Annotated in this window: 10 protein-coding genes and 2 pseudogenes; all 12 read left to right on the forward strand. The window is 40.9% G+C overall.

From position 1 onward, the window contains the following. Positions 1-787: 787 nt before the first annotated feature. Positions 788-1369: a hypothetical protein gene (locus tag FKN16_RS23420; RefSeq protein WP_249370573.1), complete on the forward strand. Its 582-nt coding sequence runs from the start codon at positions 788-790 to the stop codon at positions 1367-1369. 110 nt (positions 1370-1479) lie between these two features. Then, positions 1480-2403 (forward strand): chromosome partitioning protein ParA, encoded by a 924-nt coding sequence (locus FKN16_RS23425; protein WP_170903651.1) that lies wholly within the window; start codon positions 1480-1482, stop codon positions 2401-2403. Between the two features lie 548 nt (positions 2404-2951). Continuing rightward, a pseudogene (locus tag FKN16_RS24650) lies at positions 2952-3059 on the forward strand (DUF3265 domain-containing protein); the annotation flags it as partial. 37 nt (positions 3060-3096) lie between these two features. Next, entirely contained in the window at positions 3097-3684 is a 588-nt protein-coding gene (locus tag FKN16_RS23440) for a GNAT family protein (protein ID WP_137009254.1), read from the forward strand. 83 nt (positions 3685-3767) lie between these two features. Beyond that, positions 3768-4457, forward strand: a complete 690-nt coding sequence (locus tag FKN16_RS23445) for a hypothetical protein (RefSeq protein ID WP_053807632.1) — start codon at positions 3768-3770, stop codon at positions 4455-4457. Between the two features lie 654 nt (positions 4458-5111). Next, positions 5112-5558, forward strand: a complete 447-nt coding sequence (locus FKN16_RS23450; protein WP_109170488.1) for a GNAT family N-acetyltransferase — start codon at positions 5112-5114, stop codon at positions 5556-5558. A 136-nt stretch (positions 5559-5694) separates the two neighbouring features. Further along, complete coding sequence (locus FKN16_RS23455; protein WP_137027298.1) at positions 5695-6111, forward strand: lysozyme inhibitor LprI family protein; 417 nt, start codon at positions 5695-5697, stop codon at positions 6109-6111. 153 nt (positions 6112-6264) lie between these two features. Continuing rightward, positions 6265-6777, forward strand: a complete 513-nt coding sequence (locus FKN16_RS23465) for a GNAT family N-acetyltransferase (protein WP_249370574.1) — start codon at positions 6265-6267, stop codon at positions 6775-6777. 156 nt (positions 6778-6933) lie between these two features. After that, entirely contained in the window at positions 6934-7470 is a 537-nt protein-coding gene (locus FKN16_RS23470; RefSeq protein WP_170903653.1) for a nucleotidyltransferase family protein, read from the forward strand. 133 nt (positions 7471-7603) lie between these two features. Next, positions 7604-7876 (forward strand): nicotinamide mononucleotide transporter, encoded by a 273-nt coding sequence (locus FKN16_RS23480; protein ID WP_005462157.1) that lies wholly within the window; start codon positions 7604-7606, stop codon positions 7874-7876. 788 nt (positions 7877-8664) lie between these two features. Beyond that, a complete protein-coding gene (locus tag FKN16_RS23495; RefSeq protein ID WP_151514891.1) occupies positions 8665-9300 on the forward strand; it encodes a hypothetical protein in 636 nt (211 codons plus the stop codon). A gap of 985 nt (positions 9301-10285) precedes the next feature. Beyond that, positions 10286-10509 (forward strand): annotated as a pseudogene (locus FKN16_RS24435) (hypothetical protein); the annotation flags it as partial.

Genomic DNA, 10509 nt, shown 5'->3' on the forward strand with positions numbered 1-10509 from the left:
TACCTTTCGTTCTCAGTGAGGTGTGTGTATTTCATGTTTTTTACTTCTTGGCGGGAGCAAACTTCATGATTATCGCATCTCACTGTTTTTATGTTCAGAGGTGTCGCACTTCGTACTTGAATCCAAGTGGTATAACAAACTGTTTAAGAGTGATTCGCAACGCGTGGCATTTTTACTATGCGTTGGTTTTAGTGTTTAAGGTGGTATGCGGTGACCTTTGTATTGCGTTGCTCACACCTTAACAGGGCGTTATGTGAACAAAACTGAGATTGATGTCGAGTTTATGAAAATATGATGCTCGACAGTTTCTGAACTGGAACAAATACTACTTCAAATCATAAACTTGGAGCGTCAGCATTGTGAGGTTTGTTTTAGTTGCACTAACACTGAACCATTTCATTTACTTATATTTCGAGTACTTTATCGACGGTGTAATGAGTAACCCTAGCGAAGCAGGCCAAGCTCCTGGGTATGGGATGGTTTACTCATTGTTGCTCTTTCCTTTCCAGCTTTTTCTAGAACTAGTATTAATTGTCGCTTTGCTGTACCAAACTTTAATAGTTCGTCAATGGAAAGGGAGCATATGGTACTGGTCTCCTTTTTTATTAACGTTGCTTCTGATCCTAGATATTGGATACTGAGTTTGCATGTTCACATAACAAATTGTTCAAGAGGGATTCGCAACGCGTGGCATTTTTACTATGCGTTGGTTTTGGTGATTAAGGTGGTATGCGGCGGCTTTGGTATTGCGTTGCTCACCCCTTAACAAGGCGTTAGGTTTAAGGAGTTGACTATCAATAGATTTCTCGTATTAACAACAATGTTTGCATCGTTTATAGCAAGCGGTGAGCCAGTAAATTCAGAATATTGCTCGGAAACTGTCATTCAATCAAATAGGTTAAAAGCAGGACAAATGGTGAGAGTTCAGCAAGGGGAATTGAGAGTCAATGTGTACCGAAGAAGCGATGAGGAAATAGCTAGAGCTAAAAAGCATGCAGGCAGCAATTTTGATGAAAAGTATCCTGCTTGGTGGCCTAAGGACAAATATCCTCTCAAGTTTATTTCCAAAGTCGAACGCTCAATAGTTCCAAAGTACTTCGTCTTCTATGATCGTAGCCCCATTAATGGAGCCATTGTTACGTTGATTAATTCTAATTGGTATGATGAATCAGAAGACTTAAATTATCTCGGTACTGAGTGGCTACCTGGCCTCATAGACTATGACAATCAAGTTTACTATGACACTACTGGCCGACCTGTTAAGTGGGGGCAAAAGTCTGAGGAGGTGGAACTTTCAAAAGTACCACTGTTAATTCCTCGGCATGAATATGACAAAAAGTCGGGGTCAATTAGACTTCTTTGCCAATAAACCTAACAAGGCATTTAAGAGTGATTCGCAACGCTTGGCAGTTTCGCTTCGCTCAAGTATAGCCAAGCGCTGCTCACACCTTAATGCGGCGTTAGGCAATAGAGGTTAAAATGAGTATTAGCGACGTAAAAGACTTGTTTCAGATGTTTGGAGTTTTTGGTATCGGAGCAATCATAGGCGCTGGTTTTCTCTTTTTTATATTGAAGTCATACTTGCCTTCCTATTTTTCAGAAAAAGCAAAAAATCTAGCGACCAAAGAAGATATTGGTGAAATTACTAGCGAGGTTGAACAAGTAAAATCTGGTTATGCAGAGATGCTTGAAGAAGTTAGAAGTAATCACCAACTGAGGTTAGCTTCAATTGAGAGAGAAAAGCTTCTTAAGAAAGAAGTATACCTCAACAGCGTAGAGGCTTTGACTAAATATCAGGGATCTTTGGCTGTTATGGCTAACCTGGATATACCAAATCAAATAATAGCGGATTCCTTTTCTGAGAATGCTGCTCAGATTACCAAGATCACTTTGGTTGGCACGGAGGAAACGGTAAAGAATTTAACTAACTTTACTGGAGAAGTCGGGGCTGCATTTATGAGTCTTTTTCTTGAGCGAGGTGTGCTAATGAACCGAAAGGTTCACATAGAGTTCTTAGAAACTTGCAGGAAAAAACACAACGATGAAATCGAACGCTGTCTAACGATTATGAAAAACATGAATCTAGATGGCATTGTAGAAGAAGGTGCATGGGAACGCATAAATCGAGCTTTCGAGAATGAAAGTAAGTATCGAGATCAAGTCACATCCGAAATTGACGCCAACTGGGCTGTCCAAAATGAAGAGCATTTTAAGTTTACTAAGCGTTGTATGTCAGAGTTCTTTCGGGTTAATGATTTAACTCCACATATACTGCTTTCTGTGCGCAAAGAACTCGACCTTGAGTTAGACGAAAGTGAGTATCTTAAAATCCATGCAGATAGTTTAGAAAAAGGTCGTATAGTTTTTGAAACGTTTATGAGTAATTTGCAATCTATTGCCTAACAAACTGTTTAAGAGTGATTCGCAACGCGTGGCATTTTTACTATGCGTTGATTTTAGTGATTAAGGTGGTATGCGGGAGCTTCGGTATTGCGTTACTCACACCTTAACAGGGCGTTAGCACTGGGTTGGCATTCAAAGGTTAAAAGTTTCTGTGTTTATTGGTTTCTATTCCTAGCTTTACACCTGATCAAATGTGCCTTTAATGTTCGCTCCGGTGGCACTATATGCCAAGGTTTCGCTTTGACTTCATCGTTTACGGTTTCTAACTTTTGGGTGATTTCTCTGGTGTGGTTTCTTTAGCACTGAGATATTTTCGTCAAAGCTAGGTTTCTTTGAAGCTGCTGTTAAAGTCCTAAGCCCGTATCCTTTGCTAATTGGAAACTGGTGAAAAAAGGGCAGTTAAGCATGTTTTTCTTCTAGCCAACTTACGTCTTGAAGCTAATTTTAAGTTTGACAGCTTTTCGTTTAGCTTCAGTGTTTTTAGCCAACAGTTTCGTGCTATATTTCAATATCTTGGCGTATATCAACGGCTTTAAAGGCAGCGTGCTAACAAACAGTTCAAGAGGGATTCAGCACGCGTGGCATTTTTGGTATGCGTTGGTTTCGGTGTTGAAGTGCCATGCAGTAGTTTTGGTATTGCGTGCTTCACCCCTTAACTGGGCGTTATGCCTCACGATGAAAAAGGAACTTTCGATGTTTAAAATCGAGACTAAGCGTTTGATTATTCGGGATATGAACCCGAGCGATGAAAGTGCTTTTGTTGCTATGTCTCAGGACGCTAAATATCAGCGTTTCTATGACGAAAGTGATTGTGACCCTAATAAATATAAAGAGCTAACAAACTTGTTTATAGCTCAGGCTTCTGAAGAACCAAGAAAATCATATCAGCTAGCTGTTGAATGTAAGGATTCAAGGCAGTTTATTGGGACTGTTTGTTTGCGCTTGGAAGACAATCAACAAGCTTCAATGGGGTGTGCGTTTTCAAGATCATCGCAAGGGCATAAACTAAGCTATGAAGCGGCTTTAGCTCTAGCAGACTTTGGTTTTTCTGAGTTGTGTGTTCACCGTATCTATGCGGAGACAATTAGTAAGAACCTAGCAGCAATTAAGCTCTGTAAGTCTTTAGGTATGCGTCAAGAAGGACACTTTAGAGAGCATCGCTTTTTCAAAGAACAGTGGTGGGATACAGTAGTTCTGGCAGTTCTTCGAACCGACTGGGACAAAGGCATAACAAAGCATTTAAGACGGATTCCCAACGCTCAGCATTTTCAGTTCAAATAGGCTAAAGTGATTAGGGTACAATGCTTTAGCTTGGGTGGAGGCGTTGCTCACCACTTAATGCGGCGTTAGGCGAAAGGTGGATTATGGAAACATCAGAAGTAATATTTTCGATTGAGTGGTATGTAAAATCGAAGAATTTGGCATTAAAAAATGCACTCGCTATTCGATGCCCAATGAGTCTAGATACACAAGAAGAACACAGACAATACTACTCACAGTATCTGTCATCTGTATTGTCCATAACAGAGTTGTTGTGCGATAAAGCCACTCCCTTACGAAACGAATTTAGAGATAAACTATATTCAGAGTTGGGAGGCGAACATATTGATGGCTCCAAATATTACGACTACCTTCGAGAGCTGAGAAATAGTGTTGTACATAGAGGCATGAACTTGACAGCTAGTGCGCATATTGTGAATGACTTCCCATTGATATTGGCTCCAACCCCTGTGACTAATAGAAATGGCAACCAAGTCCATGAAGCTCCGGAAAAGTATTTTCTCTCAATAATTGAACACGTGGAAACAGTAGTTCCTGCTTTGGTGATTAAGCATATTGAAGATAGTGGCTGGCACAGTATATTTATTTGTAATGAACAAGCCCAAGAAGAGTCTAAGCGTAAGGTGGAACAGTCTGAAGCGATGCCTGACTGGGTTAAACAAGAAGCACTTCGAGTAATTCCAGACATTGATATGCTGGATATGCAAAAGCAGAGAATGAAATCAGCACTCGAGAATATAAGGACTACAGTAGCGCTACCGAAAATCGCCTAACAAAGCATTTAAGAGTGATTCGCAACGCTTGGCAGTTTCGCTTCGCTCAAGTATAGCCAAGCGCCGCTCACACCTTAATGCGGCGTTAGTACGGGTTTGACATCAAAGGTCATAAGTTTTGGTGTTTATTTGTTTCTGTGCTCGTCTTTACACCTTTCAGTTTGTACCTTTCACGTTCTTTCCGGTGGCACTATATGCGGAGTGTTTGCTTTGATTTCACCGTTTACGGTGTCTAACTCTTACCCTATTTCTTTGGCGCTTCTTCTCTTTCGTGGTTTTTACGAAGTCAGAGTTGTCTTTCTTTGCTATTGCCGTCGAAGTGCGAGGATCGAATCCTTTTCTAATTTGAAGCCAGTGAAAGTAGGGCAGTTCAGTGCGTTTTTCTTCTAGCCAACTTTCGTCTTTCAATCGGGGTAAAGTTTTGTAGCTGCCCGTCTCACTTCAGTGTTCAAAGCCTTTCATATTATGCCAGTTTTCAATATCTTGGAGCGCATAAATAGAAGTAGCGCATGTACTAACAAATTGCTTAAGAGTGATTCGTAACGCGTGGCATTTTTACTATGCGGTGACTTATGGTGATTAAGGCGCCGTGCGGTAGCTTTTGTATTGCGTTACTCACACCTTAGCAAGGCGTTATGTGCTAGGGAGATAAACGTGAGAATCGAAGAAACTCAAGAATCTGACTTTCTCCAAGTGGTTGACTTGGTTAAGCGCGTTGTCGACAAAGACATACTCCCTCATTTCAGCAATGAAGGGCAGGCGATGTTTTCTTCAAAAGTGCGGTCTGATGTTGAAACTACATTTGATAAATCAAAGTTTCAAAACCTTAAGCTGATAGAAAACAGCAAAGTCATTGGTTTTGCTGCGTTGAGAGAAAATGATTACATTACTCATCTTTTCATTGACACTAAGTTTCAAAACAAAGGGTTAGGCAAACTGTTGCTAGACAATTTGTTATCACTTACTGAGTCCAGTGAAGTAAGATTGAGGGCGTCTGTTAACGCGCTAAACTTTTATGAGTCTCAAGGTTTTATTGCCACAGAAGGTGAGCAAAATGTTGATGGCGTAAGGTTTGTTCCAATGCGACTTGTTCGCACATAACAAACAATTTAAGAGTGATTCAGCACGCGTGGCATTTTTAGCATGCGGTGGCTTTTGGTGTTGAAGTGCTATGCGTTGGCTTGGTCATTGCGTGCTTCACACCTTAATTGGGCGTTATGTGCTTTAGGAGAAAACGATGAATAAGTGTCTAATCATCATATTAGCTAGTCTTTCACTTGGTGCTCTTGCTGAAGAAGAGTCCATTGACTGTAATAATGCGATGACCATAATCGAGATAAACCAATGTGCTGCTATTGAACTAGAGTCAGCACAAGTTAAATTAGACAAATATCTAAACACTAGCTTTGAGCACAACTCTCATGACTCAGAACTGATCGCAGCAATTAAGCTTGCTCAACAAGATTGGCAAGCATATATGTCCTCTCACTGTGATTCAGTTTATACGCAATGGCGTGATGGAACTATTCGTGGAATTATGGCGATATCGTGCAAAACTAAGTTAACTAAGCAAAGAACGCACGAGTTATGGGAAAACTTTTTAACTTATATGGACAGTACACCACCAGTTTTACCGGAGCCAAGTGTAGAGTAGGTTTCAACCACGCACATAACAAACTGTTCAAGAGGGATTCGCAACGCGTGGCATTTTCACTATGCGTTGGTTTTAGTGTTTAAGGTGATATGCGGCGGCTTCGGTATTGCGTTGCTCACCCCTTAACAGGGCGTTATGTGAATGGAGTCAATCTTGAAAATATCAGTTGTCAAAAGTGGTCAGATTGAGGCTTATGAAGCTGCACTTAATGCTCATTTAAACTCCGTTTTTGGCCAAGATTCTATGTTCATTTTCAATCGTGAGTTCGTCTGTGCAATTCTCATTGAAGACGATGATCAGATTATCGCTACTGGTTTGGCTTATAGTCGTTTAATGAGGCAGGGCTCAATAAGCTTCAAAGGGGGCATAATTGGTGGTATTGCCATTACACCAAGTAAGCGTGGTTTGGGCTTAGCTAAAGTCATCGTGAAAGAGCTCGATCGATGCTTAGTGTCTTTTGGGGTAACTCATTCTTTTCTCTTCTCTTATGAGCCAGATGTTTATCGAAGCTCAGGGTATTCGGAGTTAGTTTTGCCTATCCATTACTTCGACGTACAGCAGAAAACTTGGAGTCAGTTTGTCTACCGTGGTGGTATGGTTAAGTCTTACAATGGCAGTCATGCTTTAAGCGATCAAGTCATTGAATTTAATGGTTGTGTGTATTGAGCACTCTGAAAAAATTCACATAACAAAGCGTTCAAGAGGGATTTGGCAAGCGTGGCATTTTTAATATGCGTTGAGTTCAGTGTTTATGGTGCTGTGCGGTAGCTTTTGTATTGCGTGCCGGCACCCCTTAACGCGGCGTTATGGCGCAGGGCGAAAATGGACAAAATCGTAGAATTAATAAAAGAAGATCCAATCAGAGTTGAGGCACTTTATCATGTGTCCCAATTGGGTTTGCCTCAATGCTACATTGCAGCAGGTTTCGTTCGAAATTTAGTTTGGGATTCATTGCACTACTTCAACGAACCGACTCCTTTAAATGATGTCGATGTAATCTACTTTGATCCGACGGAATCTAACGCCAATGCCTACTTGGATTACGAAGTACTTCTTAAAGCTCGCATGCCCAAGCTTAACTGGCAAGTGCGTAATCAAGCGACAATGCATGAGCGTAATGGTGATGAACCTTATCAAAGTTCGTTGGATGCAATGAGCTACTGGCCAGAAAAAGAAACAGCGGTTGCTGTTCGTCAGATAGGGGAGAACCAGTATGAGTGTATTGCTGCTTTTGGCTTTGAATCGTTATTTAGTTACTGCGTCACATATAATCCTAAAAGGGTACGAGAAACCTTTGAAAATCGTGTAAATTCAAAAGAGTGGTCAGCAAGGTGGCCTTCTTTGAGAATTGCGCCATAACAAACAATTTAAGAGTGATTCGGCACGCGTGGCATTTTTGGTATGCGTTGGTTTTAGTGTTTAAGGTGGTATGCAGAGGCTTCGGTATTGCGTGCCTCACACCTTAATTGGGCGTTATGTGCTTGGAGGAGAAATGGAATATTTTCAGTACTATGGAATCGACTGGGTTGCAATGGTACTTACGTTTCTTGCAATTTGGCAAATTGGAAATAAGAACAAAATCGGGTTCATTTTAATGATGTGCGGTAACACTAGTTGGGTAGCAGTTGGTTATCTTACTGGCAGTGTGGCAATGATAATTGCAAATATCATCTTTTTCTCAATGAACCTTAGAGCAATCATCAAATGGTCGACGCCAGAGAAAGAGCCTAAAGTTAGTGTTGCTGAGCAGTCATCTACAAGCTAGAAGTTCGCACATAACAAACTGTTCAAGAGGGATTCGCAACGCGTGGCATTTTTACTATGCTTTGGTTTTAGTGATTAAGGCGGTATGCGGCGGCTTTTGTATTGCGTTGCTCACCCCTTAGCAGGGCGTTATGAGCTAAAGGATAATTAGGAGAATAGTTCTGTTGATCAGTGTGGCTGTTTTTTGTGTCATTGTGGGTTTCTACTTTTGGTATGGAGAAAGTGATACGTCGGTAGGTAAAGGAAGCCGGTATTGCAATGCTTGCCTATATTGCGTATACGATTTTGTATTTGTTTGTTCCGCCTTTCTCTTTGGGCACGTCATCACAAATGGGGCAATTATATGGTTTTGTGCCACTGTTATCTTTTGGGGCCATTTTATTTCCTCATTTCAATACACAATCACCGGAAACAATAACACGAACAATCGGTTGGGTTGGCCTTATCACAGTTGCGCTTATCCTCGTTTGTTTCAAACTTTTTGTCTGGTAAGTGGGCAACGTAAGTACGCTCATAACAAACTGTTTAAGAGGGATTCGCAACGCGTGGCATTTTCACTATGCGTTGGTTTTAGTGTTTAAGGCGGCATGCGGCGGCATCAGTATTGCGTTGCTCACCCCTTAACAGGGCGTTAGCTTAACATTTAAGTTCATGAACAAGGTAGTCAGGCAATTATGCTATTTATAAATTGCAATGTTGTGTGAAACTAAACAAAAAAGTAGTAAGCATATTTGTGCTCAAGTTCCAATAAGTGTATTAAGCATTATCAAAATCTATATTGGAGGCTTTATGAGAGTGCACAAATCAAAAATTGCCGCAGATCCAGTTAAGTACTACACGCATTTGATTGGTATGGAAAAGTACGAAGCTCGTATGAGACAGGAGCCTAATGCAATTACAATTATTACAGGAATTGTACTTTATAGAGAGTTACCTAAGAACAAACAGTCCGAAGTTTTGAAGCTAATATTGGCTTTGAACGATGGCCAGTTGAAAGCTTCACTATATGGTTTAGTTTCTCAAGTGGTTGCAAATCCATACTGGTTCTCATGGTCACTTTCTGATCGGGAGCTCAGAGAATTTTTTGATACCAATAAGGATGTGACTAATATATTGAAAGGTCTTGGCATAGACTTCTCGCTCCCTCTCACAGCAGCAGGTATATCAGCATTTTTGCTTTCATCAGCGCAACAAGGGGTAAAAAGTGCTTCCAAAGAGGTTGCGACTCAGTTGAAAAAGCAAGTTACAAGCTCACCAGTTGCGCAGATTGCAAATAGACTGGGAGTGACCAAACAAGTTGCAGGCAAAGCATCGGCAATCTTGGTCGTAATGGTCAGTGTAATTGCTTATCAAACACACTTAAATGCAAAAGATGCGCGGAAGGAGCTTCTTCGCAGAGGTCTACTTCAACCGGAAGATTTGTAATGCTAGTTTTAATACTAATAGTGATATTGTCATTGGCAACAATTCATTTCTCGCATGTGCTATTGATGCAGTATATGTTCTCTGAAGAAAAGTTATCGCCGAGTACTACTTTTCTTCGTCCATTATCTTTGTGTGTTATGGCTGCATGTGCCCAGTACTATATTCTTTCAATGATAACAGGCTACAATTTACCCGAGGTTGCGGGATTGGCTCTCGTGGCTACGAATGCATTCTTCTTCGTTGGTTTTTATTTTGCGTACAAAGCAAGAGTAAAAAGCCTGGAAAGTAAAAAGCACTCCTGAGTCTATATTAAGCTAACAAAGCATTTAAGAGTGATTCCCAACGCATGGCATTTTTCATTCCATCGTTGGGTTTTGTGTTTACGGTGGTAAGGTTTAGTTTCGTGGTAGCGTTGCTCACACCTTAATGCGGCGTTAGTTTGCAAGAGGAAAAACGCAGCTATATCGCAAGATCTAGTGGTAAAAGCTCAAAGTTTAAGTTGTCGTTTTGGCTTTCAATTTCAGGGTTAACTAGCGTGGTGAAAATCCAAAATTGGCATCGTTTCAACGGTTGGTACAAAAGCCGCTTTACTCGCTGAAATGACGTTTTCTCTGGTGTGGAAAGTTCACGTGGTTTCAGTGACTTTGTTGAAAGTCCGCATTGTGAGATTGGTTTTCCAAAAACACTTTTTGGTGTTGTGAGCTCGTTTTCTGCGGCGTTGTTTGTTCCAAGTGGTTTCATTGAGTACCCGCTTTGAGACTACGCCTGACTTGAATGCATCAAAACACATAAAGTTTGTTGTTTGCAAAGTTTAAAATAACTTAAAATCAACGCTTTGGGTTTGCAAACTAACAAACTGTTCAAGAGGGATTCGCAACGCGTGGCATTTTCACTATGCGTTGGTTTTAGTGTTTAAGGTGGCATGCGGCAGCTTTGGTATTGCGTTGCTCACCCCTTAACAGGGCGTTAGCAATTAGGAGATACGATGGCAATTTGTATATATTGCAGTCAAAATAAAACTTTAACGCGAGAGCATATCATGCCCGCTTTTGTCTATGCGTACCAAGACAGTATAAGTAATGGTAAATCAATTGGTTGGAGAGAAAAAGCGCAAAAAGTATTACAAGGTGAAGCTGTAATCAAAGACGTATGTGATCACTGTAATAATGTAGTTCTCGGTACGCTTGATGCTCACGCTAAGTCTGCGCT

The sequence above is a fragment of the Vibrio sp. 11-4(1) genome (assembly GCF_013048625.1).
Classification (GTDB): Bacteria; Pseudomonadota; Gammaproteobacteria; order Enterobacterales; family Vibrionaceae; genus Vibrio; species Vibrio diabolicus.

Excerpts from the sequence above, each read along its gene's own strand:
- FKN16_RS23425 (WP_170903651.1), top strand. The coding sequence starts at position 1,480 with ATGAGTATTAGCGACGTAAAAGACTTGTTTCAGATGTTTGGAGTTTTT.
- FKN16_RS23440 (WP_137009254.1), top strand. The coding sequence starts at position 3,097 with ATGTTTAAAATCGAGACTAAGCGTTTGATTATTCGGGATATGAACCCG.
- FKN16_RS23445 (WP_053807632.1), top strand. The coding sequence starts at position 3,768 with ATGGAAACATCAGAAGTAATATTTTCGATTGAGTGGTATGTAAAATCG.
- FKN16_RS23455 (WP_137027298.1), top strand. The coding sequence starts at position 5,695 with ATGAATAAGTGTCTAATCATCATATTAGCTAGTCTTTCACTTGGTGCT.
- FKN16_RS23470 (WP_170903653.1), top strand. The coding sequence starts at position 6,934 with ATGGACAAAATCGTAGAATTAATAAAAGAAGATCCAATCAGAGTTGAG.
- FKN16_RS23480 (WP_005462157.1), top strand. The coding sequence starts at position 7,604 with ATGGAATATTTTCAGTACTATGGAATCGACTGGGTTGCAATGGTACTT.
- FKN16_RS23495 (WP_151514891.1), top strand. The coding sequence starts at position 8,665 with ATGAGAGTGCACAAATCAAAAATTGCCGCAGATCCAGTTAAGTACTAC.